The sequence below is a fragment of the Rhizobium sp. WW_1 genome, assembly GCF_003610155.1.
Taxonomy (GTDB): Bacteria; Pseudomonadota; Alphaproteobacteria; order Rhizobiales; family Rhizobiaceae; genus Rhizobium; species Rhizobium tropici_A.
This window is the reverse complement of sequence record NZ_RAIN01000001.1, coordinates 1,338,961-1,364,944: the sequence shown is the minus strand read 5'-3', so window position 1 is coordinate 1,364,944 and position 25,984 is coordinate 1,338,961. Positions and strand designations below refer to the sequence as shown.

Sequence of the window (25,984 nt, the reverse complement as noted above, 5' to 3'; positions counted from 1 at the left end):
TTGCCAGCATAGGGCCGGACCTCTAAAAAACCCGCGAAGCGGGAGAGGTCATGGATCAGAAGCTTATCGAGAGTGGCACGGATGGCGGCGCGGCACTGATGCCGCATCCGGATGTTGCACCGTCGACCGGTGGCATCGCCGCCGGCGTGCTGATGTGCGTCATGTCCATGTCCTGCATCCAGTTCGGTGCGGCCCTCTCGGCTCCGATCATCAACGCCTATGGGCCGGCGGGTGCGACCTGGCTGCGGCTTGTCTTTGCCTCGATTGCCCTGGCGATCATCGTCCGCCCGAAGATCATGAGCTACAGCCGCTCGCAATGGCTCGGCGTGCTGGTACTCGGCACGGTCTCGGCGCTGATGACGATCTCGTTCTTCTCGGCGATCGCGCGCATTCCCTTGGGTCTTGCCGTCGCCATCGAGTTTCTGGGGCCTCTGCTCGTCGCGACCCTCGGCTTCGGGTTGAGCCGCCAGCTTATGTGGCCGATCTTCGCCGCGATCGGCGTTCTGTTGCTGGCCTATGATGGAGAGGAGTGGGTCGGCAATCTCCCCGGCATTCTCTTTGCTATTGGTGCAGGCGCGGGCTGGGCCTGCTATATCCTGTTGACGAAGAAGGTTGGCAATGCCTTTCGAGGTCTCGAAGGCCTTTCCATGTCGCTGCTGGTTGCGGCTGTCGTTTCGACCCCCTTCGGCTTTGCTTCTGCCGTCCCGCATCTGACAGGCTATGGCCTGCTTGAGATAGCCGGTCTGGCACTCCTCGTGCCGCTGCTGCCCTACGCGTTGGAAATGGTGGCGCTGCGGCGCATGCCTACTTCGTCCTTCGGCATCCTCATGAGCCTCGAGCCCGCCATCGGCGCCCTTGCCGGCTTCATCATCCTCTCGCAGCCAATGACGCCATCGCAGATGTTCGGCACGGCGCTGGTCGTTTCCGCCAGCATCGGCGCGACCATTTTCGCCACGAAGGGCTGAGACTGGGCCAACCTTTCCGCACATGCCGCCTTTGGCCGCTAGCGGCCATCGATTGGTTTTTTTGCTCGGTAGCCTCCTGTCAATCCGACGCCCGAAGCCTGACGATCTGGGGCGCGACGATTTGGATGAACAGTCCTGGATCGCCGAAAGCTCTCGCAGAAAGCATTGCCCCGTGAACCGAAGCCATCAGCATCTGAGCCTCTTCCTCAGGTTGCTTGTCCAGCCGGAAGGCGCCATTCTCCGTTCCAGCCTGCAGCACTGACGCAAGCCATCCGGCGAGGCTATGGAAATGGCCACGGACGCGCGACGCGACCTCTTCCGGCAGCATCTGCATCTCGCTGGCGAGCATCGCGCAGACGCAGAAGGGGAGCGAGGCGTCCCGAATGCATGAATGCCAGTAATTGACATAGGCCTGCAGCTGGTCCGCAGGGCTCGCGATCCCCTCGCGCAGGGATTTCAGACCGGCCTCCGTCTGCTGTCTGTAGCGATCTACCAGCACCGCGACCAGTTCGGCCTTCGTCGGAAAATGATGGTGGATGCTCGCCTTCCGGATGCCGATCGCAGCGGAGATGTCGGCATAGCTGAAGCCGTTGTAACCTCCCGCCACAATGAGGGGCTGCGCGATGTCGAGAATTTTTTCTGCCGTCGAACTTATTGATTTCATGTCTTTGCCTACCTTTTGGTAGGCTAGTTGTCAAGGTTGCCTCGGCGCTTCCGGTTCTCACAAAACGGTGTTCGAGCGTTGCGTTGACTTCAATAGCTTGTCTTCCTACTAGTAGGCAGGTAAACACAAGGAGCCTACCGATGGAAAGCCAAACCGCAATCCAGCCAAACTGGCTGCGATCCTATTATTTTACACGCGCCCTGTTCTCGATGGCCTGGATCGCCGCCGCGATACTCTCTAGCGGAAAGCCGCTGCCCGCCGCGTTTCTGCTGGTCATCTATCCTGTCTGGGATGCCCTTGCCAATCTGGTCGATGCCCGGGTGAACGGGGGATTGAAGGTCAATCCGTCTCAGGCGTTGAATGTCGTCGTCAGCATCGTCACGGCGCTCGCCGTGATTGTGGCCGCCTATAATAGCACCTACGCCGTTCTGGCCGTGTTTGGGGCCTGGGCGATCCTCTCTGGCCTGCTGCAACTCTATACCGCAGTCAGGCGCTGGCGTGCCTATGGCGCCCAATGGGTGATGATCTTGAGCGGTGCGCAATCGGCGCTTGCCGGCGGTTTCATGCTCAGCCGGTCCCTCGGCACGGTTGCGCCGACAATTCTGGATATTGTCCCCTATGTGGCATTCGGCGCGTTCTACTTCCTGCTTTCTGCAATCTGGCTTGCGGTCGCAGCCTATCGCAAGGCGCATGCATAGGTGCTGCCAGCTGTCGCAGTCTGCCTTAAACCGTCTTCCTCGCGGGATCGTCGAGGGCCGGATTATAGAAAAGCGAGAGCGTCAGGCTCCTGGCGATGCGTTCCGCCGTTGCCATGAACCAGTTTCTGGCTTCCATGGAAGGCGCGATATCGGCAAGCGTCGCGGAGAAAAGCGCCAGCCATTCCGGAAAGAGATCTGCCGCCATGCCCTCGACGCCGAGATGCGCCTGCACCGGCTTGCCGCCATAGGCGCCGTTCTTGAAGGCGACCGAAGACCAGAAGCGCTTCATCTTTTCCATATGGTCCGGCCAACGCCCGGCAAGCCGCCCGTCAAACACCGGTCCGAGCCGGGGATGCGCCTGCACACGCCCGTAAAATGTCTCAACCAGCCTGTCGATGAAGGCGGCATCGATGCCCATGCGCGCCATCTCCGCTTCGGCTTTTTCGCGAATGCCGGCAAGGTGGGCGGCGCGGGCCTGTATCTCGTTTTCCATTATGCTCTCCGGGTGCGGGCGCTGGGAGGTTTGCGGCGTCGGCATCTGCCGGTCTTTATCTATGCAATTTCCCGGCGCGTCCAAGACGTCATGGAGGTGTTGCGGCAATCTGTCAAAACAGACGTATGGTTCGCCGCCGCTTTTCGCGATGCGCGTTCGATTCTCCCTTCATGATTTCCCTAAGCTACCGCGCTTCAAAGCTTGACCTGTGCAACTCCTCTCTTTAGAATTAGAATAATTCTAAAGTTATGAGGTTGCCCCCGATGTTATTAGGCTTGTTCCGCCCATCGAAACGCCCTTTCACCTCTCTGTCCGAGCAGGAGATTCTGGCGATCGCCATTGCCGCGGAGGAGGACGATTCGCGCATCTATCTCGCCTATGCCGATATTCTGCGTCAGCACTATCCCGAGTCCGCCAAGGTCTTCGAGGATATGGCCGAGGTCGAGGATACCCATCGCAAGACGCTGATCGACATGCATCGCCGCCGTTTCGGTGAGCGCATCCCGCTGATCAGACGCGAACATGTCCATGGCTTTTATGAGCGCAAGCCGGACTGGCTGCGCAAAAATCTTTCCCTCGATGCTATACGCAATGAAGCCGAGGCGATGGAGCAGCAGGCCTATAATTTCTATGTCGAGGCCGCCAAGCAGGTGTCCGATGCCTCGACGCGCCAGCTTCTCGGCGATCTCGCGCTCGCCGAACAGGGGCATGAAGACGTCGCCCGTATGCTCGGCGACAAGCACACGCCCGAAGACGTCAAGCACGAGGAGGATGCGCAGGCGCGCCGCCAATTCGTGTTGACCTATGTGCAGCCGGGTCTCGCCGGTCTCATGGATGGCTCCGTCTCCACCCTGGCGCCGATCTTCGCAGCCGCCTTCGCCACGCAGAATACTTGGCAGACTTTTCTCGTCGGTCTTTCGGCTTCCGTCGGCGCCGGCATCTCCATGGGCTTCACCGAGGCGGCCCATGACGATGGCAAGATCTCCGGCCGCGGCTCGCCGATCAAGCGCGGCCTTGCCTGTGGCATCATGACAGCGGTTGGCGGCCTCGGCCACGCGCTGCCTTATCTCATTCCTTACTTCTGGACGGCGACGATCATCGCCGCCATCGTGGTCTTCTTCGAGCTCTGGGCCATCGCCTTCATCCAGAACAAATATATGGAGACACCGTTTCTGCGTGCCGCCTTCCAGGTGGTGGTTGGCGGCTCTCTTGTGCTCGCGGCGGGCATATTGATCGGAAATGCCTAGGCTGTTGTCTCGAACCACCAAATAAGGAAAGGCCGGCAAATTTGCCGGCCTTCTTCTCATGTCCGATGATTGCGGTGCTTACTTGACGGCGCCGACCAGAACGTCGCTGCCGTTTTCGATGGTGACCCAGCGGCCGGCATTGAAGCTCGCCTGACGCTTCAGGTAGGAATAGGGGGTCCTGGTCCAGACCTTGATCTCGTCCTCGAGGTTGTCGAGGATAAAGTCGCCCTGCTTGGTGCGCAGCGTCAGGACGGCATGACCTTCGCCATCGGGCTTGCGCACGACCGTCATCAAAAGGTTGGAAGCGGAGATGCCGCTCTGCATCAGTATCTTTCGCTTCAGCAGGGCGAAATCTTCGCAGTCACCGGCAGTCTTCGGATATTCCCAATATTCTTCCTGGCCGTAGACTTCCATGTCGGTCGCCGGGCGGATGGTCTTGTTGACGCGCAGGTTGATCTGGTTGACCAGAGCCCAGGCGGCGGCATTCATGTCGACCGGGCCGATATTGCGGGTAGGGCCGCATTCATCGGTATGTCTCTGGCAGAAATCGTAGTGCCCGATCGGCTGGGAAGTCACGTTGCCGACGGTCATCGAAGCGCCCTGCTGAGGCGCCGGCACGGCCGCCGACGACATTGCAACTATAGCAGCGAAGGCAATCAACAAGCCCTTAATACGCACGCCCACTATCCTTGTATCGTCCCTGCATTTGTTAACAAATTGTTAATGTAGGGGGGCGCGCCAAGTCAATCGTTACTTAAGTGTTAACGCGGGAACCGGCTCATATGGTTAATTTCGGCACAGTCGAGGGAGTGACGGCCATCATCCATTGCCTCTCGTGATGGCGCAGGCGCGCGCATACGGCGTCCGGCAAGGACGGCCGCGCAGTCAGCGTCTCGCAGATATCTGTTTGTTTTTACGGCGTATTATGCAGTGCCAATGCCTCGGCTACCCCGAGCATGCGCTCTAGATCCTGTGACCGCGACAGGCGATGGTCGCCATCGCGCACAAGTGTTAACACCACATCGTCGGCCGGCAGGTGCTCGACCAGCTTTAACGAATGCGCGAAGGGCACGTCGGCATCCTGCATGCCCTGCAATATGTGAACCGGGCAGCCGGTTTCGATGATGCCGGTCAGCACGCGGTTGGCGCGGCCGTCTTCGATAAGCGCGCGGGTGAAGATGTTCGGCTCCGGGCTATATTCCGAGGGCTCCTCGAAATAGCCGCGCTCAGCCAGCGACCGCCGCTCGACATCGGTGAGGTTGGGCTCGATGAGATCGACAGTGAAATCGGGAGCGGGGGCGATCAGCATAAGGCCTGCGATGACGGGCGCCTTCTTGCGTTTGCGCAGCTCCTGGATGACCCTGAGCGCGATCCAGCCGCCCATCGAAGAGCCGACGAGAACGATCTTCTTCGGTTTGGTATGGTCGATGACGGCAAGCGCCTCTTCCAGCCAGCGCGAAATCGTGCCGTTGGTGAACTTGCCGCCGGATTGCCCGTGGCCGGAATAGTCGAAGCGAATGCAACCGACACCCAGTCGCGCCGCCAGCCCATCCAGTTCCATCGCCTTGGAGCCGCTCATGTCGGATCGGTAGCCGGACAACCAGACGAAGCTGACATTCCTGGGGCCCTTGCCGGCGGCGCGCTGGACGATTGCGATCTGGCGTTCGCTGTCGCCCGTGCCCACGGGAAGGAAGGTCGGTTGGGTGGCTGCGGCGGTCTCGGACATGGAAAACTCCCGGATTTTCTGCCCTATAGAACAGATTCGTGCTCGCGTGACCCGAAAAATCCTCGATCTTTCTGCAAGGATATCTATATGATCGGGGAACCATACTGTGTCCTTGGTGCATCTTATGCCGCCATGACACTCTCTTGACACGCGGGAGGTGCTTTTTTCCTGCTGTCATGCTATTGACTTCAACACAGCTTTTACGACATTTCCGTCAGTTGCGCTGACGGGAGCGAGAGGCTGCAGCTAATCCGAAACAATTCGTGGAGAGTACGACCATTCGCAGACCCTTTAAAACCGATGCGCCCGTAAAGGACGGGCCACGTTCCAACAGGGAAATTCGCATTCCCAAAGTTCAGCTGATCGCAGCTGACGGCGCGAATATGGGCATCGTCCCGACCGACCAGGCATTGAAGATGGCAGAGGAGGCCGGCCTCGATCTGGTTGAGATTTCTCCCAATGCTGAGCCGCCTGTGTGCAAGATCCTCGACCTGGGCAAGCTGAAATACGCCAACCAGAAGAAGGCCGCCGAGGCGCGCAAGAAGCAGAAGATCGTTGAAGTCAAAGAAATCAAGATGCGCCCGAACATCGACACCCATGACTATGAGGTGAAGATGAAGGCCATCGGTCGTTTCTTCGAAGAAGGTGACAAGGTGAAGGTGACCTTGAAGTTCCGTGGCCGTGAAATGGCCCACCAGGAACTCGGTATGAAGCTTCTTCAGCAGGTCAAGGAAGATACGCTTGAGATCGCCAAGGTGGAGGCCGAGCCCAAGCTTGAAGGCCGCCAGATGATGATGGTGCTTGCGCCCAAGTGAGGCGCAAGTCTGAGTAGAGAGGCCGGAGCCGTCCTTTGGGCGGCTTTTTCCTTTTCTGCGGCAGGCGGCGGCATCTGTCATCGATCTGCAAAGATTCCCGCATCGGCACCGTTGCACTTGAAGGCAAGTGCGGTTATAAGCGCGCGTCCGAACTGACCGGCAGGGCATGCCGTGGCAGTTCAGAATGCTGGCAGAGCGGTTCGTCACCGTATCTGCCGTTCAACAACAAACGCTCCGGCACCTTGTTGCAGCCCGGCCAGTCCGGATCTGTGGGAAGGGCTTTTAGCAAAGCGCGCCAGGAAGCATCGAAGGAGTAGCAAAATGCCCAAGATGAAGACGAAGTCCTCTGCCAAGAAGCGGTTCAAGATCACCGCGACCGGCAAGGTCAAGGCAGCCGCTGCTGGCAAGCGCCACGGCATGATCAAGCGTAGCAACAAGTTCATTCGCGATGCTCGCGGCACCATGGTTCTCGCAGAACCGGATGGCCGTAAGGTTATCAAGAACTACTTGCCGAACGGTCTCTAAGACTATTCGTAACGCTATAGACTAAGGAGATCATGAAATGGCACGCGTAAAAAGAGGCGTTACCGCCCACGCCAAGCACAAGAAGGTTCTGAAGGCAGCCAAGGGCTTCTACGGCCGTCGCAAGAACACCATCCGTACCGCCAAGGCCGCAGTCGACCGTTCCAAGCAGTACGCTTACCGCGACCGCAAGGTCAACAAGCGCAACTTCCGCGCCCTCTGGATTCAGCGTATCAACGCTGCCGTCCGCGAACACGGCCTGACCTATGGCCGCTTCATCGACGGCCTGACCAAGGCTGGCATTGAAGTCGACCGCAAGGTTCTTTCCGACATGGCGATCCATGAGTCGGAAGCTTTCGGTGCGCTCGTTGCTGCGTCGAAGAAGGCACTTGAGTACCTCAAGGAAGCCGGCACGAAGAACGAGTTCGAAGCAGCCGTTAACTAACGCTGCCTCGCACGTCTTTCGTAAGTTCATTATGAAACCCGCGCTGGCGAAACCGGCGCGGGTTTTATGTTTCGCAGCATACGCTCTTCCATAGTGTCAGGCTGTTTCGTCGGGCGAGACTCGAAAAACGGGTCGCGCATCGGGCGACAAGTGCCAAGGACCGCATTCTTGGCGTGTTTTTGTCATTTGCCCGGTTGATCGGCTGCTTGCACATGGATAGTGATCTGCAGCGCCTCATCGTTGCCACAAGCTGTCCGATGCGGGCGTTCATCCATTATTCCGCGGAATGAGCGGCGTTCCAAGCCCGCCGCCCGCAAGGCAGGATCAGATGACGGAACTCGTAACACTCGAAACCCAACTCATGGCCGATGTCGCCGCGGCGACCGACGAGCAGTCGATCGAGGCCGTCCGTGTCGCCGCGCTCGGCAAGAAGGGCTCGGTGTCGGAACTGCTGAAGACGCTTGGCTCGATGTCGCCGGAAGAACGGCAGACACGCGGCGCGGCGATCAATGCTCTGAAGAATTCCGTCACCGACGCGATTAACGAGCGCAAGAGCGCGTTGCGCGATGCCGCGATCGACGCGAAGCTGAAGGCAGAGACGGTTGATGTCAGCCTGCCGGTGCGCTCGTCTCCGGCCGAGCGCGGCCGCATTCACCCGATCAGCCAGATCGTCGACGAGATCACCGCGATCTTCGGCGACATGGGTTTCTCGATCGCCGAAGGTCCCGATGTCGAGACCGATTACTATAACTTCACGGCGTTGAACTTCCCGGAAGGCCACCCGGCTCGCGAAATGCACGACACCTTCTTCTTCCAGCCGGATGAAAAGGGTGAGCGCAAGGTGCTGCGCACGCACACCTCGCCAGTACAGATCCGCACCATGGAAGCGCAGAAACCGCCGATCCGCATTATCATTCCCGGCAAGACCTACCGCCAGGATAGTGACGCCACGCATTCGCCGATGTTCCATCAGGTCGAAGGCCTCGTCATCGACAAGACGGCGAATGTCGCCAATATCCGCTGGGTGCTGGAAGAGTTCTGCAAGACCTTCTTCGAGGTCGATAATGTGACGATGCGGTTCCGCCCGTCGTTCTTCCCGTTCACGGAACCGTCCTTCGAGGTTGACATCCAGTGCGACCGTTCCGGCCCGATCGTCAAGTTCGGCGAAGGCACCGACTGGATGGAAATCCTCGGCTGCGGCATGGTGCATCCGAACGTGCTGCGCCACGGCGGGCTCGACCCGGACGAGTATCAGGGCTTTGCCTGGGGCATGGGCCTCGATCGCATCGCCATGCTGAAATACGGCATGCCCGACCTGCGCGACTTCTTCAACGCCGATGTCCGCTGGATGAATCACTATGGCTTCCGCCCGCTCGACATGCCGACCCTGTTCGGCGGTCTGAGCGCGTAAGGAAGGGATAAAGCACATGAAATTCACACTCTCCTGGCTGAAAGAGCACCTGGAAACCGACGCCACGCTCGACGAGATCTGCGCCCGCCTGACGATGATCGGGCTGGAAGTGGAAGAGGTCGACGACAAGGCCGCGTTCAAGCCCTTCGTCATTGCCAAGGTTCTCTCGGCCGAAAAGCATCCGCAGGCCGATCGCCTGAAGGTGCTGATGGTCGATACCGGCAACGGCGCGCCCGTTCAGGTTGTCTGCGGCGCTCCCAATGCGCGCGCCGGCCTCGTCGGCGCCTTCGCAGCACCCGGCACCTATGTTCCCGGCATCGACGTGACGCTTGCCATCGGCAATATTCGCGGTGTCGAAAGCCGCGGCATGATGTGCTCGGAAAAGGAACTGGAAATCTCCGACAGCCATGACGGCATCATCGACCTGCCGGAAGATGCGCCGGTCGGCACCAGCTTTGCCGCCTACGCCGGCCTCGACGATCCGATGATCGAGATCAACCTGACGCCGAACCGCCCGGATTGCACCGGCGTTTATGGCATCGCCCGCGATCTGGCTGCATCCGGTCTCGGCACGCTGAAGCCGCGCAGCACCCCGTCTTTCGCCATCGAAGGCGAAACGACGACCGAGCTCAAGATCGATCTCGACGATCCCAGCCTTTGCCCCGGCTTTGCGCTTCGCCTCGTGCGCGGCGTCAAGAATGGTCCGAGCCCGAAGTGGATGCAGCAGCGCCTGCTCGCCATCGGTCTGCGCCCGATCAGCGCGCTGGTCGATATCACCAATTACATGACCTTCGACCAGGGTCGGCCGATGCACGTCTTCGACGCCGCCAAGGTCAAGGGCAATCTGGTCGTGCGTCGCGCTAAGGACGGTGAAACCGTGCTGGCGTTGGACGAGCGCGAATACAAGCTCAACCCGAGCAATGTCGTCATCTCCGATGACAATGGCGTCGAGTCGATCGGCGGCATCATGGGCGGCGAGCATTCCGGCTGCGACGAGAACACGGTCGACGTGCTGATCGAGTCGGCACTTTGGGACCCGATGAACATCGCCAAAAGCGGCCGCAGCCTCGGCATCATCACCGATGCGCGCTATCGTTTCGAGCGCGGCGCCGACCCGGAATATATGGTTCCCGGCCTCGAGCGCACCACGGAGCTGGTGCTCGCCTGCTGCGGCGGCACGGCCGCCAAGGCGCGCGTCGAAGGCTACAAAGGCTATGACGCCAAGGTCGTGGATTTCCCGCTGTCGGAAGTCAAGCGCCTGACCGGCCTCGAAGTCTCGGCTGACGAAAGCAAGTCCATCCTGACGAAGCTCGGCTTCTTGGTCTCCGGTTCGGGTGAGCGCATTTCGGTCGCTGTTCCCTCCTGGCGCCCGGATGTCGATGGCAAGGCCGATCTCGTCGAAGAGGTCATGCGTATTCACGGCGTCGACAATATCAAGCCGCAGCCGCTGGCAAGCCATGCCGCCGTCAATGGCAAGATCCTGACGACGCTGCAGATCCGCACCCGCACCGCCAAGCGTGCGCTGGCATCGCGCGGCATGCTGGAAGCAGTCACCTGGTCCTTCATTTCGGAAGATCAGGCCAAGCTCTTCGGCGGCGGCTCCAACGCGCTGAAGCTTGCCAATCCGATCGCTGCCGATATGTCCGACATGCGTCCTTCGCTGCTTCCGGGCCTGCTGTCGGCTGCGCAGCGCAATGCCGACAAGGGCTATGGCGACGTCGCGATCTTCGAAGTCTCCGGCACCTATGAGAACGATACGCCCGAGGGCCAGCGTCGTGTTGCCGGCGGTATCCGCCGCGGCACGGCAACGCTTGCCGGTGCCGGCCGCATGTGGTCGAACGCCGCCAAGGGCGGCGGCAAGCCGGTCGATGTCTTCGACGCCAAGGCCGATGCTCTCGCTGTGATCGAGGCTTGCGGCTTGCCGATGGGCAACATCCAGATCGAGCAGGGCGGGCCGGCCTGGTATCATCCCGGTCGTTCCGGCACCATTAAGATGGGTCCGAAGGTCGTGCTCGGCTATTTCGGCGAATTTCATCCGAAGACGCTGGAAGCGCTCGACGTATCAGGCGCTCTCGCCGGCTTCGAAGTCTATGTTGATGCCATGCCCGAGCCGAAGAAGAAGGCGACCCGTACCAAGCCGGCGCTGGAGCTTTCGCCCTTCCAAGCCGTCAAGCGCGACTTCGCCTTCGTGGTCGACAAGTCGGTGGAAGCCGGCGCCATCGTCCGCGCCGCCGTCGGCGCGGACCGCAAGCTGGTGACCGGCGTCAACGTCTTCGACATTTTCGAAGGTGCATCGCTCGGCGAAGGCAAGAAGTCGATTGCGATCGAAGTGCAGATTCAGCCGGCCGAGCGTACGCTCACCGACGAGGATTTCGAGGCGCTGACCCAGAAGATCGTGGCCAACGTCACGAAGTCGACGGGTGGGGTGCTGAGAGGGTAATTGACTGCTGCCGAGTTCGCGGAGAGCTCGGCACCCCCTCTGTCTCTTTCGGGAGATCTCCCCCACAAGGGGGAGATCGTGGGGAGTATGCCGCACGTTCTTCCAAATCCAAGATCTTCAGCGTCCGCAGCTTCGATATTTGATTGAGGCAGGGGAGTTCCGCGAGTTGCCAATCTCCCCCCTTGTGGGGGAGATGTGCGAAAGCGACAGAGGGGATATCGGACGTGCGTCACACTCGAATGCCGATCACCTACCGATGCAGGTGATAAACCTTGTTCACCACGCTCCACCGTCCGTCGACCTTCACCAGTGACAGATAGTCTGAAAACCGCATACCGGCGAATTCGTCGACGACCTTGACGCTGGCCGCATCGCCCTCGATGTCGATCAGCTCGATATCCATCAGCGGTATAGTGCCGGGCGGCGCGCTGCCTTCCTCGACGATGGCGGAAATGAATTCATCCCGCGTCATCCACTCCACCGCGCCCTGGTAATTGCCGATGATCGCGGCGCGCGGATGAAAAGCCTTGCGCAGCGCCGGCTCGTTCGCGAATGCCATGCCATCGACATAGAGGTGAACAACCGCACGGATTGCCTGCTCTTCCGACATCTCGCCATTCCTCGTTTGAGTCATGTCTAAGATAGCATAGCCGGCGGTGGCTGACAAAAATGAGACAGGGAACGGCAGATCAAATAGCCGCTACTCGACGAAGACCCGCACGCTTGCTGCCCGCCCGGCCGCATCGATGACGGTCAGTGTCGAATAGCCGGCACCATCGGGCGTCCACTGATTGGTGCGACGGCGCGACATGTCGGGCAGCGGCTTGCCATTGGCGAGCCAGCGGAACGGGGCACGGCCGCCCTGCAGCTTCAGCGCCAGTGGCATGATCTGATCGTTGCCGCCGCTGGCGCCGAGATCGACGCGCGCGCCTTCCGGCGGATAGACGATCTGCGGTGCCGGCTCGCGGCTGGAGGCTGCCAGCAGCCCGGCTGCGGTCACGGAAAAGCGCCGCTGGCTGATCGGCAGCTCGGTCGGCGCGATGCGCACCGCGCCCATAGGAGCTGCGGGGAAGGGGGTGATGGCAACGCCGGATTTCGCGAAGGCTTCGAACAGGATAGGCGCGGCCGAAACATAGCCCGCCAGCCCGGGCACGGCGCCATTGTCCGGGCGGCCGACCCAGACGCCGAGCACATGCGCGCCGTCATAGCCGATCGACCAGGCATCGCGATTGCCATAGCTGGTGCCGGTCTTGTAGGCGATGCCGAGTTGCTTGCTGCCGCGCGGCGCGATGATGTCAGAGAGAATGTCGGTGATGTTCCAGACCGCGACCGGCTCCATCAGCGGCTCGCCGTCGATCGGCCCCGGCTCGTCCTGAACGCCATCGCCGATCCGCATCGCCTTGCCGCGATTGGCAAGCCCGGCATAGAGCTGCACGAGGTCTTTCAGAGTCACGCCGACGCCGCCAAGGCCGATGGCAAGGCCGGGGGCCTCGTTCGGCGGCAGCTTCGGTTTCACCTCGGCGCGGCGGAAGCGCACCAGCAGCCGCGTCGGCCCGACGGCATCGAGCAGGCGTACGGCCGGCACATTGAGCGATAGCTGCAGCGCCTGGCGCACGCTGACATCGCCCTGATAGCTCATGTCGAAATTGCGCGGGCGATAGCCGTAGAAATCGGCGGGGCGATCCTCGATGATCGTTTCCTGCGCCACATAGCCCTGCTCGAAGGCAAGGCCGTAGATGAAGGGCTTCAGCGTCGAGCCGGGCGAGCGCAGCACGCGGGTCATGTCGACCCAGCCGGCGCGCGAGGAATCGAAATAATTGGCCGAGCCGACTTCGCCGATGATCTCGCCGGTCTTGGCGTCGGCCATGATCATCGCGACAGACACCTTCGGCCCCAGCCGTTTTGCCGCCGCATCCGCAACCGCTTCCAGCCCCTGCTGCACCTCGCGCCGCAGCGTTGTCTTGTGCTTGATGACGCCGGGCTGCTTGCGGAGCGCCAGTTCGGCCAGATGGGCCGCATAGGCGGGCAGCTGCCGGCGTTGGGCTGGAATAGGAGAAAGCGAAGCGCGTTCCGCTTCCCCTTCGCCGATCACCGTAGCCACGGCCGCGCGCTCGAGCACGCGATGGCGGGCGGCCTGCGCGGCGGCGAGGTTGCGGTCTGGCCGGCGCTTTTCCGGCAGCTGCGGCAGCGCAACCAGCAGACCCGCCTGCGCGACCGTCAGATGCCGAGGCTCCTTGCCAAAATAGGCAAGGCTCGCGGCGCGCACGCCCTCCAGATTGCCGCCATAGGGCGCGTGGGTCAGATAGAGGTCGAGGATCTGTTCCTTGGTGAGCCGCCGTTCGATCTGGATCGCGCGCACCATCTGCAGAAGCTTCGCCGTCATCGAGCGCTCGCTGCGCGGCTCGATCAGGCGCGCCACCTGCATGGAGAGCGTCGAACCACCCGATACGATGCGGCCATGAGTGACGAGCTGCAGAAAGGCTCGGCCGATCGCCATGGGATCGACGCCGTGGTGGTCGTAGAAGCGTCTGTCTTCATAGGCGACCAGCATGCGCAGGAATTGCGGATCGACATCGGCAACGCCGGTCTTCAGCCGCCAGCGTCCCTCGGGCGTGGCGAAGGCACGCAGCAGATCGCCATTGGCGTCGAGCACCTCGGCCGAAACCACGCGCGCGCCGTCCAGCGGCGGCGGATAGGCGCGGTCCGCGGCTTCCAGGCCGAAGACCAGGGCCACCGCCGCCAGGGCAGTGGCTCCAAAGCCGATCGCAATCTTCCATCGTGCCTTCATGACTGCGCTTACTGCTGGGCGGCCAGCACCTCCATGCGGCCCATCGCCGTGCGAGCCGAGAACTGCGGACGATACATGTCCTCGACGCTTGCGGCCGGATGGTCGTAGACGCCGGGGGTAACGGCGCGCACGACATAGGCGAAGGTCAGGTCACGGTCGGCGCCGGCGTTCTGGTCGAAGGCCGCGACGAAGCGGTCGCTGCGGAATTCGACATGAGCCGGCTGGATATCGCTCAGCCAGTCGAAGTTCGAAAGCTGAGCGCTGTTGACGATACTCGGATTGTCGATCTCGAAGCCGGCCGGCAGGAGATCGGTCACGAGCAGGCGCTGCGGCCAGTCATTGTCCTCGGTCACATGCAGCACGACGACGTAGCGTTCGTTCTGCTGCGCCTGGCTGACATTCGCCTCCTCGCCATCGAGCGTGTAGTATTTGCGCTCGATCTTGAAGCCGTTGCCGCCAGCCGGCAGCGGTGCAACCGGAGCGGCGAAGGTGGTCACGGCAGCCGAAAGCGGCTGGCTGGTGGTGTTGGTGACGGTCAGCGAGTGCCCCATCAGGGCATCGCCCGACATTTGCGCCATGTAGGTGCCGGTATGGGCGGCACCATTGACGTTGAGCGTCAATCCGTCATCGCCGTTCTGCAGGGCGCGGGCAGCCAGCAGCATCCAGGTCTGTTCCTGCGTGCTGGTATATTTCTTGGTCTGCCAGTCCTTGGCAACGACGCTTGCGAGTTCGGGAATGATCGGCGGCACCGGGCGGCTTTCGGCGGCAAGCGCCAGCACGGCGGCGCCGTCACGCAGCGACGAGCCGTAATCCGAGCGGACGAAGCTGACCTTCGTCGCCGCCGCCTTCTGCGACATCTGCAGGGCGTCGATGAAGATGTTACGCGAGCGCTGTGCATCTCCATAGAGCGACAGGGCCGCCGCCAGATGCGCCTTGGAGAGCGGCGTCGGGAAGTCGTTCAGCATCGTGTCGGCATAGTAGCGCAGATCGCTGATCGAGGCCTTCTTGTTGCGTGCCAGCACGTAGAGCGCATAGGCGATCTCGTTGCCGTTATCCTTGACGTTGGTATTGGCGCTGAGCGCGTTCTGGAGGTTCTCCAACGCCTGCACCATGGCCTGATCCGGCACGTTGTATTTCTGCTCGCGGGCGCGGGTCAGGAAGTCGGTCACGTAGGAGTCGAGCCAGAGATCGCCCGAGCCGGGGCTCCAGAGACCGAAGCTGCCGGTGGACGACTGGTAGGACATTTCGCGATAGATGGCGTCCTGCACGCGCTTGTGGATCTCGGCATCGTCCGCAAGCCCGTTCTTGACCGCCATATCGCTGAAATAGAGCAGCGGCAGCGCGCCGCTCGCCGTCTGTTCGGCGCAGCCATAGGGATAGCGGCTGAGGCTCATCAACAGGCCGGGTATGTCGAACGCATTGGAACGGCTGACATTGAGACTGACCGAGGCGCCCGGCAGCACGCTGTCGGCGAGAAGGTCGGCATTGACGGTCAGGCTCTTGCCCGGCGCAAGCGCGATGATGCGCCGTTCGGTGACCGGCAGCTGGGCCGGACGAACGGGGATATCGACCGATTGATCGAGCGACATGCCGGAAGCATTCGACAGCTTGATCGAAACCGTGCCGTCGCCGGGCTGTCCGCCGGTCAGCGGCAGCGTGATATTGTATTTACCGCCGGCCTGCAGGTTGATCTTCTGCTGTGTGGCGCTTGCATCGACGGTGACCGCGCTGTTGCCGGCAACAGCGAGCGTATATTCGCCGGCAGGAGCATCGGTATTGGCGACGTCGAGGCGAAGGTTCGCCTTGTCTCCCGGCGCCAGGAATTTCGGCAGGCTCGCCGTGACGACGACAGGATCGCGGATGATCACGTCCTGTGTCGCATGGCCGACGCCGGCCTTCGACCAGGCAACCGCCATCAGCCGCGCCGTGCCGTTGAACTGCGGGATGTCGAAGCTGACATTGGCCTTGCCGCTGGCATCGAGCTTGATCGGGCCGGAGAAGAAGGCGACCAGCTTTTCCTTTGGCGGGCTCGCCTGCAGGGCGACCTGTCCGCCATCGCCGCCGGTGCGCAGCTTGCCAGTTGCGCCGAGCGAACCGTCGATGAGGCGGCCATAGATATCGCGGATTTCGAGGCCGAGCTGACGCTGGCCGTAATACCAGTCGTCCGGTGCCGGCGGCTGGTAGCGCGTCAGATTGAGAATGCCGACATCGACGGCCGCGATCGTGATGTAGGCATCTTCGTTGGCGCCTGCGCCGGCAACCTGCAAGGCGACGTTGAGCGGCTGGCGCGGCAGTGTCTTCTCAGGCGCGTCGATCTTGATCTGCAGTTTGCGGTCGCCGGGATCGACCGGCGCCCATTTGATGCCGATGGCGCGCATCGGCATGCGGTTTTCCTGGGCATCGCCCGGGCGGAAAAGGGTCGCGGTCAGATAGGTGCCGGCACCCCAATCGGCGGTGACCGGGATATCGACTTCGCCGCCCGTAGCGCCGATATCGGCATTGGTAACCGAGATCAGCGTTTCCGAACCGGCCGTCACCATCAGCTGGCCGGCATAGCGCGAGGTGACCTTCAGCTTGGCGGTATCGCCGATGCGGTAGCTTGCCTTGTCGAGCGCGATTTCAAGCGCATCCGGCGTTTCCGTCGAGGTGGAAGCGACATACCAGCCGGCATTGAACTCGACGCTGGATTGCGGGCCATTGGTATCGGCCGTCGAAACCTCGAGGCGATAGCGGCCCCAGGTGACGGGCATGGAAATCGCCGCGCCGTCCGTCGTGGCGTTGACCGTGCCGACAGCCACCTGCTTGGTGGACATGATCGGCTCGAACTTCCAGCTGCTGCCGTCGCGATACCATTGATAATTGCGCTCGACGCTGAGCAGCTTCCAGGTCAGGCCCTGCATGGCCTGTTTCTGGCCGTTGGCATCGACGGCGATGATATGGAAGTTGCCAACCGAGTTTTCACCGAGATTGCCGTCGAATTCCGGCTTGATGCCGATGCGCGGGCCGTCTGCCTTGACGGGCAGGGTCAGCGAGCGCTCGACGGCGCGGCCGCCGGCTTCCTGCATGCGCACCGTGATATTGGCGTTCAGCAGCTGCGTGGTCGAAGGCGTGTCGTTGATCGTGACGTTAAAGGTGGTCTTGCCGTTCTCGTCCAGCGCCTGCAGGTCTTCGAGCGGCACTTGCGTGCTCTCGGCCTTGCTGTCGCCGCCGCTGCTGTCGTCGCCGTCATTGTTGTCCTTGCCGGCGCCTTCGTCGGCGAGGCCGAACTGATAGCCCTTGTAGGCATCGCTCTGGCGCGTCGGCTTGAGCGTCACTTCACCTTCAAGGTTGAGGCCGGCAGCCGGTGCGCCATAAAGGTAACGTCCATCGACATTGACTGGCGTCGGCTGACCGACTTCGATCTCCTTGGCGTCGCTCTTCATGTCGAATTCGATGCGATCCGGCACGAAATCGTCGACGATGAAGGTCTGCGAACCGATGGAGGAGCCCTTCGGGTCGGTATAGATGTTCATCGTCCAGGTGCCGCGCATGGAAGTCTGCTGCAGCGGCAGGTCGACATTATAGCCGCCGAGCTTGCCGCTGTCGGTGACGATGCGGCGATCCTCCACGCCGTCGGGGCGCAGGAAGACGAAGGTGAGCGGCAGGTTCTCGACCGCCGTCGAGCTGACGTCGCGGGCAAGTGCCGAGGCGTGCACCGTCTCGCCGGCGCGGTAGATGCCGCGCTCGGTCCAGGTCAGCAAATCGATCGCGCCGGGCGCGGTTCTGCCTGATACGCCGCGGTCGGAAAGGTCGAAGCCGGCGCGGGTCATGTCGAGGAAGACATAATCCTGATCGCCGTTCTGCGCGGTGATGACGGCTGGCGTCATGCCCGCCGTGCCCCGCATCAGGCCGGCGCTGAAGACGGCGCGGCCGCTATCGTCGGTCTTCGCCGAGCCGAGGATTTCGTTGTTCTTGGCGAGCAATTGCAGCTGGATGCCGGCAAGCGGCTTGGCGCTGCCAAGCGAGCGGGCAAAAACATTCAGCCCGTCGGTGCCGGCATAGGTCGTGACGCCGATATCGGAAACGACGAACCACTGCGTCGCCTGCGGGTCCCACTCATGGCCGCCGCTGTCGGGCGCGACCGCCGTCAGCACATAGACGCCGGGCTTGCGCTTCGGCAGGACTTCGTCGACCGGAAAGCTGGTCGCGACTTCCTTGTTGAGTTCCTGCTTGATCTCGATCGAGCCCTGCCAGACCAGCTCGCCATTCGTGTCCTGAATGGTTTGAGCGCTGTAGCTGTCCACTTGCGTCAGGAACTGCGAATTGTTCAGAAGCTGCGCGATATTGCGGTCGCCGATGCGGTAGAGCTTGAGATTGGCCGTGTTGGCGTTGACCGAAACGATGGGGATGCCGCGGCGGGCGGTCGATGGCAGAACGAAATTGTCGCCCGTGAAGCGCAGCGAAGCGGCGCGATCCTTAACGTAGACGTCGACATTGACCTGCGAGGCGAGGTTTTCATCCACCGAGGAAGGCAGGCCGGCGCGCAGCGAAATGCGGTAGTGCTGGCCGAATTCCAGGCCTTCGACACAGATCTGGTTGTCTTTGGCGTCGACGCCCTTCGGCGCCGCGCCATTGAGGGTGACGAACGGGGTGTAGTCGACGCCGCTCTTCACCAGCTTCTCGGAGAACTGCACGCAGGCGCGCGGCGAGGCATTGTCGTTGTCGAGCGTATTGCCTGTCACGCGGAAGCCCTGGCGGGCCAGAAGATCGTTATAGGCCGCCTGGACGGCCGCGGAGCTGACGAGATTGAGGCTCGCCTTGTAGGCATTGAGCGCCGGGCGATAGTTCTGCGCGTTCTTCAGCGACTCGGCAAGAACGGTCAGCGCGTCGGCGCGGCTGGTCTTAGTGCGGGTCAACTGATAGCCGTTGAGCGCCGCATAGGCCGCCTTGGTCGAAACCGAGGTATCGTTCGTGACCGTATTGGCGGCACGCGCCATTTCGATCCACAAATCGCCGTCGTCCGGGTTGAGCGAAAGCGCGCCCTGGAAGGCGTTGAGGGCATCATTGACATTGCCCGAGGTGAGCTCGATGCGGCCAAGAGCGATCAGGCTCTCGACGCCTTGCCCCTTCAGTTCGTCGCCGAGCGTCAGCGTGCTCTTGGCATCGCGCGCACTCTGGACGAAATTGTCGGAGAGGAAGGAGAGGGCAGGGGCAGCGCCGATATCCGGTTCGCTGGCGGCAGCCGTCTCGACGATCTTGCCGGCGATCGCGCCGGGGAAGCTGTTGAGCTGGTTGAAGTCCGACTTCATGAAGCACCACTTCACCTTGGGATTGTAGGTGAAGGCTTTGCAGGACTTGTCGGCGATGCAGGAGGCGGAGCACTGATCCAGCGTCACGTTCTGCTCGGTGCGCAGATCGAAGCCGAAGTAGTCGCCGTCCTTGGTGGTCACCACCTGGCGCTTGACATCCGCGGCCAACGAAGGGCTCAGAGATGCGAAAGCGGCGAGAAGAAAAGCAGAGAAGCCGATAAACGCGCGCTTAGACATAAGTCCTCCCCACGCTGCCCGTTTTTGATGGCGGCAATCTTCAAATTTCGAACCCGTTTGTCAACCGAGCGTCGAGCGGCGGCATAAGCTTTGCGCCCATGACGATCTGCCTAGAAGCTTGAAAGAGGCTGTAGATCAGGCGAATCGCATGTTCGGCCACGCATCGGCGAGGCTTCACTTTTCTTTTCAGTCCCAAAATGACACCGGCCTTGACGACCGGTGTCTTCGCTTGGGCCGGAGAGGCAGCCCATTTGTCATATATTCGTCATCGCGAGGGCGGCATCCGTATACCGTTTACCGGCAACCGTTTCGGGCGAGATGATGCTGCCGAGTTCCTTCACTTCCTGTGGCGAAAGCGCGATGTCGGCAGCCGCTGCATTCTGTTCGAGATGATGCAGCTTGCGGGCGCCGGGGATCGGCACGATGTCGTCTCCCCGATGCAGTACCCATGCGAGCGCCAGTTGTGCCGCTGTGACGCCCTTTTCCTCGGCAAGTGATTGCAACCGGGCGACCAGAGCCGCGTTGGCGTCAAAATTCTCACTCTGGAAGCGCGGCAGCGACCGGCGGAAATCATCGGCGGCAAGATCATCAGTCTTTTGGATCGCGCCGGTCAGAAAGCCGCGGCCGAGCGGGCTGTAGGGCACGAAGCCGATGCCGAGTTCGCGGCAGGTGGCAAGCACATCTTCTTCCGGATCACGGCTCCAGAGCGAATATTCGCTCTGCACTGCGGCGATCGGATGCACTGCATGGGCGCGGCGGATAGTGGCGGACCCGGCTTCGGAAAGGCCGAGCGCCCGCACTTTGCCCTCTCTTACCAGTTCCGCCATGGCGCCGACCGTATCCTCGATCGGCACGTTAGGATCGACGCGGTGCTGATAGAAAAGGTCGATAACATCGGTGCCGAGCCGCTTGAGCGAGGCTTCGGCAACTTCCCTGACATGTTCGGGTCGACTGTCGACGCCGATCATCGCCGCCAGGCCTGATTTCGTGTGGTCGAGCTTGAAGCCGAATTTGGTGGCGATGACCACACGGTCGCGAACGGGCTTCAGCGCGCGACCGAGCAGCTCCTCGTTTGTGAAGGGGCCATAGGTTTCGGCGGTATCGAAAAAGGTAATGCCGAGATCGACGGCGCGATGGAGCGCCTTGATGGATTCGTTGTCGTCGGTCGCGCCATAGGCAAAGCTCATGCCCATGCAGCCGAGCCCAACGGCGGAAACGGTGAGATCCTTACCAAGCCTGCGGGTTTTCATGGTGTGTTCCTCTTGAGATGTAAGGGAGCGGCAATGGTTGATGCCTGCTGCCCACACGCTCAAGTTAGGGTTCTGGATAATGAATGAAAATCCATGCAAATCCTAATGAGCTGTTCTATAATTTAGATCAATGAACAGAACGCAGCTTTCCCAACTCGCGGTATTCGCCGCCGTCGCCGCCCATCGCAGCTTTCGCGCCGCCGGTAAGGAACTGTCGATCGCGCCGTCTGCGGTCAGCCATGCGGTGTCCAGCCTGGAGGAAAGCCTTGGCGTGAGGTTGCTCGCCCGCACCACCCGCAGCGTGCTGCCGACCGAGGAAGGGCAGGCATTGCTTCAAAGGCTGGCGCCGGCTCTGGAGGAAATCGATATCGCGCTGGAGGATACGCTCGCCACTCGTGGCCGTCCGGCAGGCACGCTGCGCATCACCGCGCCGCGCTTTGCCTCTGATCTCCTCATGGCGCCGCGGCTTGGCGATTTCCTCAACACCTATCCCGACATCACGCTGGAGATCGCCAACGAGGATGGCTTCAGCAACATCGTCAAGGACGGCTACGATGCCGGCATCCGGCTGGAGGAAAGCATCGAAGGCGACATGATCGCCGTGAAGGTCTCGCCCGACATCCGCACCGTCATCGCCGGCTCCCCGGCCTACTTCGAGAAGAATCCCAAGCCGCAGCATCCGCGCGATCTGGTTCATCATCGTTGCATCAAGCGACGATTTACCGATGGCTCGATCTATCGCTGGGAGTTCGAGAAGGATGGCCGCGAGCTGGTCGTTGCCGTCGATGGTCCTCTGATCGTCATCGAGGATCGGTTAGGCGTTCTGGCTGCGCTGAATGGCGCTGGCCTCGCCTATCTCTTCGACATCCGCGTGCAGCGGGAACTGGCCGAGGGCACGCTCATCCGTGTACTCGAGGATTGGTGCCCGCCCTATCCCGGCTTCTGCATCTATTATCCGAGCCGCCGCCAGATGCGCCCGGCGCTCAGAGCTTTCATCGATTTCTTCAAATACACGGGGCCTTAGAGCGCTCGAAATTGCTTTGGAACGAGCACTGCGCGACTGCTGACAGAATTCGGGTGGCGATGATGCGATAACTCGTCTCGACTGATCGGATGATTTCAGAAGGGGATTGCAACGATGAGAAAACCGGGATCGATGAAGGGGCTCGAGGATCTTGGCCGGGTTAGACTGTCGAAGAACTTCTTCTTTCGCGATTTCCTGCATTCGGAAATCGCTGATTTCTATCGCATCCCCAATATTCCGGAAGACCCGGATCTGGCGATCGAGGCGGGCCGCAGGCTCTGCGAGGAATTGCTGGAGCCGCTGGAGGCGACCTTTGGCCGGCTACATATCCGCTCCGGTTATCGCTCACCCGCGGTCAACGAGTTCGGCAACAGGAACGGGTTGAACTGCTCGACCAATCCTCATACCGCCGCGCATCACATCTGGGACATGCGCGATCTCGACGGCTGCATGGGGTCTGCGGTTTGCATCGTCGTGCCCTGGCTGATCGATCACCACAGCCATGAAGGCGACTGGCAGAAGCTCGCCTGGTGGATTCACGACCATCTGCCCTATGCATCGCTCTGCTTCTTCCCGAAATTATGGGCTTTCAACATCCAGTGGCACGAGCGGCCGAAGCGAACGATCCAGAGCTTTGTCAGCCCGCGCGGCATGTTGACCAAGCCGGGCATGGCCAATTGGGAGGGCGATCATTCCGTCCACTATGAGGGCTTTCCGAAGCTTAGATGATAACGCGGTAGCGGATATGCCCGTCGCTCTCGACATAGGTATCGTAGAGCTTGCGGGCGGTCGCATTGCCCTCTTCGGTATGCCAGTAAAGCCGGGACCAGCCGTTCGTCTTGCAGAGCGCGACGAGATCGTCGAGCAGCGCCCGGCCGACGCCGTGGCCCCTGGCGATTTCGTCGACGAACAGGTCTTCCAGGTAGCAATCGGGCGCGTGGGTCCATGTGCCCTCGTGCGTGATGCAGAGCGTGAAGCCCTTCACCTCGCCGTCAACCTCCGCGACACGCATGAAGATTGCCGACGCCGGATCGAAGACCCGGCGCCAGGTTGCATCGGTGATGTCGGGCGCGATGGTGACACGGTAGAAGGCCAGATATCCGTCCCAGAGCGCGCGCCAGCGCGCTTCGTCTTCGGGTCTGGCATCTCGGATCGTCACGGTCATCGGCCCATCCCTGTTTATTTGGCCTCTTTTATTCGCCGGCGGCGTCGAGCAGGCGCATGGCGTCATCGGAAAGCGAGAGCTTCGCCGAATTGATTAGCGCGTCGAGCTGACCGAGACTAGTGGCGCTGGCGATCGGCGCGGTGACGCCGCGCTTGCGCAGCAGCCAGGCAAGCGCGATCTCGGCGGGCTTCGCGCCGGTTTCGGCCGCGACCTTGTCGAGCGCCGCGAGGATGCGCAGGCCCTTGTCGTCGAGATAGGCGGCAACCCGTCCCTCGCGCGCACGCCCCTCGGTATCGGCCTTGGTGCGGTACTTGCCGGTCAGAAAGCCGGCGGCGAGGCTGAAATAGGTGATGACACCGATGTCTTCCTTGACGCAGAGCTCCGCGAGCGCTCCCTCGAAACTGTCGCGGGCGTAGAGATTATATTCGGGCTGCAGCACGTCATAGCGCGGCAGGCCGGCCTCGACGGCGGCGTCGAGCGAAGCCTGGAGCTGCGTCGCGTCGAGGTTCGAGCAGCCGACATGACGGATTTTGCCCTGTTCCTTCAGCTTGGCATAGGCGGCAAGCGATTCCTCATGCGGCGTCTCGGGGTCCGGCCAGTGCGAGAGATAGAGATCGATGTGGTCGGTCTGCAGCCGCTTCAGCGAGGCCTCGGCGGCCTCGATGATATAGTCGGCCTTCAGCCCTTTCTTGCCGGGACCCATCTCCGATCCGACCTTGGTGATGATGACGGCCTTGTCACGAGAGATGCGGCCCTGCTTCAGCCACTTGCCGATGATTTCTTCGGAATCGCCGCCCTTGTTGCCGGGAACCCAGCGGGAATAGACATCGGCGGTGTCGATTGTGTTGAAGCCGGCGTCGAAGAAGGCGTCGAGCAGCGCATAGGAGGTTTTTTCATCGGCCGTCCAGCCGAAGACGTTGCCGCCGAAAACGATGGGGGCGACAAACAGGTCGGTTCGTCCAAGCTTGCGCATGTCCATGATATCTCTCCAAGTCACGTGAGGGGGCAGGCCGGCGAGCGGGGTACCGGCGCGATGGGACAAGGCAGGCTACTGGCCTTTTCCGCGAAAGGCCACTAACGATTTCTTTATTCGGCCGTCGAACGCCGATAGTGGCTCGGCGGCAGCGTATTGTATTTCGACCAGACGCGCCGCATGTGCCGCGGCGAGGCGAAGCCGGATTTTTCCGCCACCCGCTCCATGTCCAGCCGTGAATTGGCAAGCACGTCGCGCGCCAGCGTAACGCGCATCAGGTTGACATAGGCCGTCACCGAAAGGCCAGCATGCTCCTGAAACAGCCGGGAAATATGCCGCGCGCTCATGGCTCCGATGCTGGCAAGCTCGGACAGCGACCAGTTATGGGCCGGATCGGCCATGATCGCATCCTGAACGCGGTGTATGGCGGGGTGGACATGATTGCGGCCGCTGAGCCATGGCGAAAGCTGCGGTTCGGCGCCGGTCCTCCGCATGTAGACGACCATGTGCCGGGCTATCGTCAGGGCGGTCATCGGCGAGGTCAACCTAGAGGCGAGATGCAGCATCAGGTCGGTGCCTGTCGTGATGCCGGCGCTCGAATAGCGATCGCGGTCCTCGACATAGAGCCGGTTGTCGAGAACCCTTGCCGTCGGCGCATATTCCCGGACTTCGTCGAGGCAGGCTGCATGCGTGGTGCAGGCGTAGCCGTCCATCAGGCCGGCGCGGGCGGCAAGCACGGCGCCGGAGCAGATGGTGACGAGGATAATGCCCGGACGGATCGCGCCCTTCAGCCACGTCGCAAGCGCAGCAAGCTCCGGCTCGATATCCTCGGCATCGTCGGGCGGCGTGACACTGCCCGACAGGATAACATAGGCGCCATCGGGAATGTGATCCGGTAGTGGCTTGAGATCGGCAAGCGTCAGCCCGACCGAGGTGGTCTGCGACGGTTGGGCGGCGATGAATTGATAATCGAACAGGACGTCATCCTGTTCGATATTGGCGCGGCGCAACACCTCCACAGGCCCGGCCACGTCCATCAGCAGCGTATAGGGCGGCAGAAGGACGTAAACGGGAATGATCCGCCGATGGAGGCGCCGGTCGCCTTGGGTCATGCGGCACTCCGGATCGATGCGTCGGCAAGCGCTTCTTCGACCGTTGCGATACGGGCAAAGCGGCCAGAAAGCACCAGCTCGCTGCGCTTCTTGATATCGTCGACGTTGAAGACCGTGCCCGAAGCATGCGTCATCGGGAAGGTCAGCGTCGCCTCGGTGACGTAGTCGACCTCGTAGCCGAGATCGGAAGCATGCCGCGTGGTCGTCTCGCAGCATTGCTCCGTGCGGATGCCCGAAACGATCACCTTGCGAATGCCGTTTTCCACCAGCCAGACATCGAGGCCGGAGCCGACCAGCGCCGAGTGGCGGCGCTTGTGAAACACGGCATCGGCCTGCAGCGAGATTTCATCGAGCTTGCGTACGAAGCCGCTCTGCAGGCTGAAATGCGCATCGCCATCCTCGACGTGGAAGATCTGGACGACGGGAATGCCCTTCGCCTTGGCGCCGTCTATCAGTGCCTGCAGGCGGTTGGTGAAGGCAGGCAGATCGTCGGCCCGCCAATAGGGACGCTGGCGAAAGGATTCCTGGACGTCGATGACGAGCAGCGCGGTATCCGCATGGGACATTTTCGTATCTCCTGTGCTTGAAGGATAGCCGAGACTAGGCATTAGGTGAAAGCCACGAAAGCCATCTGCCAGACAGAAAGCGGACAAATACGGACATGCTGTCATGGCCGCGGTGCCGTTGCGTTCGCCATGAGGGCCACCTCGGGCGTTGCGCC

General features: G+C 61.6%; 23 protein-coding genes. 11 read left to right on the top strand and 12 right to left on the bottom strand.

Features of this window, described 5'->3' with window-relative positions:
- Positions 1-50 precede the first annotated feature (50 nt).
- The gene (locus tag BJ928_RS06605; protein ID WP_047628659.1) at positions 51-965 is read left to right on the top strand and encodes an EamA family transporter; all 915 of its coding nucleotides are present in this window, start codon (positions 51-53) and stop codon (positions 963-965) included.
- 79 nt (positions 966-1,044) lie between these two features.
- Here BJ928_RS06605 and BJ928_RS06600 read toward each other — a convergent pair whose 3' ends face one another.
- Positions 1,045-1,629 (bottom strand): TetR/AcrR family transcriptional regulator, encoded by a 585-nt coding sequence (locus BJ928_RS06600; protein WP_047628657.1) that lies wholly within the window; start codon positions 1,627-1,629, stop codon positions 1,045-1,047.
- A gap of 140 nt (positions 1,630-1,769) precedes the next feature.
- Between BJ928_RS06600 and BJ928_RS06595 the strand changes: the two genes are divergently transcribed.
- Positions 1,770-2,327, top strand: a complete 558-nt coding sequence (locus BJ928_RS06595) for a DUF308 domain-containing protein (protein ID WP_047628655.1) — start codon at positions 1,770-1,772, stop codon at positions 2,325-2,327.
- A 25-nt stretch (positions 2,328-2,352) separates the two neighbouring features.
- Here BJ928_RS06595 and BJ928_RS06590 read toward each other — a convergent pair whose 3' ends face one another.
- Positions 2,353-2,820: a truncated hemoglobin gene (locus tag BJ928_RS06590; protein WP_047628653.1), complete on the bottom strand. Its 468-nt coding sequence runs from the start codon at positions 2,818-2,820 to the stop codon at positions 2,353-2,355.
- Between the two features lie 263 nt (positions 2,821-3,083).
- Here BJ928_RS06590 and mbfA point away from each other — a divergent pair, with 263 nt between their 5' ends.
- Positions 3,084-4,067 (top strand): iron exporter MbfA, encoded by a 984-nt coding sequence (mbfA, locus tag BJ928_RS06585; protein WP_047628651.1) that lies wholly within the window; start codon positions 3,084-3,086, stop codon positions 4,065-4,067.
- Positions 4,068-4,145: 78 nt separating this feature from the next.
- Here the strand turns inward: mbfA and BJ928_RS06580 are convergent, their stop codons facing one another.
- Positions 4,146-4,745 carry a transglutaminase-like cysteine peptidase gene (locus tag BJ928_RS06580; protein ID WP_047628649.1) on the bottom strand — a complete coding sequence of 200 codons (600 nt, stop codon included), beginning with the start codon at positions 4,743-4,745 and terminating at the stop codon, positions 4,146-4,148.
- 235 nt (positions 4,746-4,980) lie between these two features.
- Positions 4,981-5,793, bottom strand: a complete 813-nt coding sequence (locus BJ928_RS06575; protein WP_047628648.1) for an alpha/beta hydrolase — start codon at positions 5,791-5,793, stop codon at positions 4,981-4,983.
- A 278-nt stretch (positions 5,794-6,071) separates the two neighbouring features.
- Between BJ928_RS06575 and infC the strand changes: the two genes are divergently transcribed.
- From infC to pheT, 6 genes are all read left to right on the top strand, one after another.
- The gene (infC, locus tag BJ928_RS06570; RefSeq protein WP_183079379.1) at positions 6,072-6,608 is read left to right on the top strand and encodes a translation initiation factor IF-3; all 537 of its coding nucleotides are present in this window, start codon (positions 6,072-6,074) and stop codon (positions 6,606-6,608) included.
- Between the two features lie 35 nt (positions 6,609-6,643).
- A complete protein-coding gene (locus BJ928_RS38750; RefSeq protein WP_047628647.1) occupies positions 6,644-6,925 on the top strand; it encodes a hypothetical protein in 282 nt (93 codons plus the stop codon).
- A gap of 4 nt (positions 6,926-6,929) precedes the next feature.
- Positions 6,930-7,133 carry a 50S ribosomal protein L35 gene (gene rpmI, locus BJ928_RS06565; protein ID WP_003544621.1) on the top strand — a complete coding sequence of 68 codons (204 nt, stop codon included), beginning with the start codon at positions 6,930-6,932 and terminating at the stop codon, positions 7,131-7,133.
- Between the two features lie 37 nt (positions 7,134-7,170).
- The gene (rplT, locus tag BJ928_RS06560; RefSeq protein WP_004108079.1) at positions 7,171-7,575 is read left to right on the top strand and encodes a 50S ribosomal protein L20; all 405 of its coding nucleotides are present in this window, start codon (positions 7,171-7,173) and stop codon (positions 7,573-7,575) included.
- A gap of 328 nt (positions 7,576-7,903) precedes the next feature.
- Positions 7,904-8,986 (top strand): phenylalanine--tRNA ligase subunit alpha, encoded by a 1,083-nt coding sequence (gene pheS, locus BJ928_RS06550; protein WP_047628646.1) that lies wholly within the window; start codon positions 7,904-7,906, stop codon positions 8,984-8,986.
- 16 nt (positions 8,987-9,002) lie between these two features.
- Entirely contained in the window at positions 9,003-11,426 is a 2,424-nt protein-coding gene (gene pheT / locus BJ928_RS06545; RefSeq protein WP_047628644.1) for a phenylalanine--tRNA ligase subunit beta, read from the top strand.
- 250 nt (positions 11,427-11,676) lie between these two features.
- Here pheT and BJ928_RS06540 read toward each other — a convergent pair whose 3' ends face one another.
- The 4 genes from BJ928_RS06540 to BJ928_RS06525 all read right to left on the bottom strand — a co-directional run bounded on the left by BJ928_RS06540 (position 11,677) and on the right by BJ928_RS06525 (position 20,989).
- Positions 11,677-12,036: a nuclear transport factor 2 family protein gene (locus BJ928_RS06540; protein WP_047628641.1), complete on the bottom strand. Its 360-nt coding sequence runs from the start codon at positions 12,034-12,036 to the stop codon at positions 11,677-11,679.
- 90 nt (positions 12,037-12,126) lie between these two features.
- Positions 12,127-14,214, bottom strand: coding sequence for a penicillin-binding protein 1C (gene pbpC / locus BJ928_RS06535; RefSeq protein WP_047628639.1), 2,088 nt, complete (start codon positions 14,212-14,214; stop codon positions 12,127-12,129).
- Positions 14,215-14,222: 8 nt separating this feature from the next.
- Positions 14,223-19,739: an alpha-2-macroglobulin family protein gene (locus BJ928_RS06530; RefSeq protein WP_047628638.1), complete on the bottom strand. Its 5,517-nt coding sequence runs from the start codon at positions 19,737-19,739 to the stop codon at positions 14,223-14,225.
- Between the two features lie 254 nt (positions 19,740-19,993).
- Positions 19,994-20,989 (bottom strand): aldo/keto reductase, encoded by a 996-nt coding sequence (locus tag BJ928_RS06525; protein ID WP_047628636.1) that lies wholly within the window; start codon positions 20,987-20,989, stop codon positions 19,994-19,996.
- 130 nt (positions 20,990-21,119) lie between these two features.
- Between BJ928_RS06525 and BJ928_RS06520 the strand changes: the two genes are divergently transcribed.
- The gene (locus BJ928_RS06520; protein WP_047628634.1) at positions 21,120-22,013 is read left to right on the top strand and encodes a LysR family transcriptional regulator; all 894 of its coding nucleotides are present in this window, start codon (positions 21,120-21,122) and stop codon (positions 22,011-22,013) included.
- 114 nt (positions 22,014-22,127) lie between these two features.
- The gene (locus BJ928_RS06515) at positions 22,128-22,742 is read left to right on the top strand and encodes a hypothetical protein (protein ID WP_047628632.1); all 615 of its coding nucleotides are present in this window, start codon (positions 22,128-22,130) and stop codon (positions 22,740-22,742) included.
- Here the strand turns inward: BJ928_RS06515 and BJ928_RS06510 are convergent.
- From BJ928_RS06510 to BJ928_RS06495, 4 genes are all read right to left on the bottom strand, one after another.
- Positions 22,735-23,178, bottom strand: coding sequence for a GNAT family N-acetyltransferase (locus BJ928_RS06510; protein WP_047628630.1), 444 nt, complete (start codon positions 23,176-23,178; stop codon positions 22,735-22,737). The genes BJ928_RS06515 and BJ928_RS06510 overlap by 8 nt on opposite strands.
- Before the next feature lie 28 nt (positions 23,179-23,206).
- A complete protein-coding gene (locus tag BJ928_RS06505; protein WP_047628628.1) occupies positions 23,207-24,157 on the bottom strand; it encodes an aldo/keto reductase in 951 nt (316 codons plus the stop codon).
- A 107-nt stretch (positions 24,158-24,264) separates the two neighbouring features.
- Entirely contained in the window at positions 24,265-25,263 is a 999-nt protein-coding gene (locus BJ928_RS06500; protein WP_047628625.1) for a helix-turn-helix domain-containing protein, read from the bottom strand.
- The gene (locus BJ928_RS06495) at positions 25,260-25,829 is read right to left on the bottom strand and encodes an isochorismatase family protein (protein WP_047628624.1); all 570 of its coding nucleotides are present in this window, start codon (positions 25,827-25,829) and stop codon (positions 25,260-25,262) included. Before BJ928_RS06495 ends, BJ928_RS06500 begins: the two co-directional genes overlap by 4 nt.
- Between the last annotated feature and the right edge of the window lie 155 nt (positions 25,830-25,984).

Bases quoted from the DNA above. Each gene is read 5' to 3' on its own strand.
- BJ928_RS06605 (WP_047628659.1), top strand. From the start codon at position 51: ATGGATCAGAAGCTTATCGAGAGTGGCACGGATGGCGGCGCGGCACTG.
- BJ928_RS06600 (WP_047628657.1), bottom strand. From the start codon at position 1,629: ATGAAATCAATAAGTTCGACGGCAGAAAAAATTCTCGACATCGCGCAG.
- BJ928_RS06595 (WP_047628655.1), top strand. From the start codon at position 1,770: ATGGAAAGCCAAACCGCAATCCAGCCAAACTGGCTGCGATCCTATTAT.
- BJ928_RS06590 (WP_047628653.1), bottom strand. From the start codon at position 2,820: ATGGAAAACGAGATACAGGCCCGCGCCGCCCACCTTGCCGGCATTCGC.
- mbfA (WP_047628651.1), top strand. From the start codon at position 3,084: ATGTTATTAGGCTTGTTCCGCCCATCGAAACGCCCTTTCACCTCTCTG.
- BJ928_RS06575 (WP_047628648.1), bottom strand. From the start codon at position 5,793: ATGTCCGAGACCGCCGCAGCCACCCAACCGACCTTCCTTCCCGTGGGC.
- rpmI (WP_003544621.1), top strand. From the start codon at position 6,930: ATGCCCAAGATGAAGACGAAGTCCTCTGCCAAGAAGCGGTTCAAGATC.
- rplT (WP_004108079.1), top strand. From the start codon at position 7,171: ATGGCACGCGTAAAAAGAGGCGTTACCGCCCACGCCAAGCACAAGAAG.
- pheS (WP_047628646.1), top strand. From the start codon at position 7,904: ATGACGGAACTCGTAACACTCGAAACCCAACTCATGGCCGATGTCGCC.
- pheT (WP_047628644.1), top strand. From the start codon at position 9,003: ATGAAATTCACACTCTCCTGGCTGAAAGAGCACCTGGAAACCGACGCC.
- BJ928_RS06540 (WP_047628641.1), bottom strand. From the start codon at position 12,036: ATGTCGGAAGAGCAGGCAATCCGTGCGGTTGTTCACCTCTATGTCGAT.
- pbpC (WP_047628639.1), bottom strand. From the start codon at position 14,214: ATGAAGGCACGATGGAAGATTGCGATCGGCTTTGGAGCCACTGCCCTG.
- BJ928_RS06530 (WP_047628638.1), bottom strand. From the start codon at position 19,739: ATGTCTAAGCGCGCGTTTATCGGCTTCTCTGCTTTTCTTCTCGCCGCT.
- BJ928_RS06525 (WP_047628636.1), bottom strand. From the start codon at position 20,989: ATGAAAACCCGCAGGCTTGGTAAGGATCTCACCGTTTCCGCCGTTGGG.
- BJ928_RS06520 (WP_047628634.1), top strand. From the start codon at position 21,120: ATGAACAGAACGCAGCTTTCCCAACTCGCGGTATTCGCCGCCGTCGCC.
- BJ928_RS06515 (WP_047628632.1), top strand. From the start codon at position 22,128: ATGAGAAAACCGGGATCGATGAAGGGGCTCGAGGATCTTGGCCGGGTT.
- BJ928_RS06510 (WP_047628630.1), bottom strand. From the start codon at position 23,178: ATGACCGTGACGATCCGAGATGCCAGACCCGAAGACGAAGCGCGCTGG.
- BJ928_RS06505 (WP_047628628.1), bottom strand. From the start codon at position 24,157: ATGGACATGCGCAAGCTTGGACGAACCGACCTGTTTGTCGCCCCCATC.
- BJ928_RS06500 (WP_047628625.1), bottom strand. From the start codon at position 25,263: ATGACCCAAGGCGACCGGCGCCTCCATCGGCGGATCATTCCCGTTTAC.
- BJ928_RS06495 (WP_047628624.1), bottom strand. From the start codon at position 25,829: ATGTCCCATGCGGATACCGCGCTGCTCGTCATCGACGTCCAGGAATCC.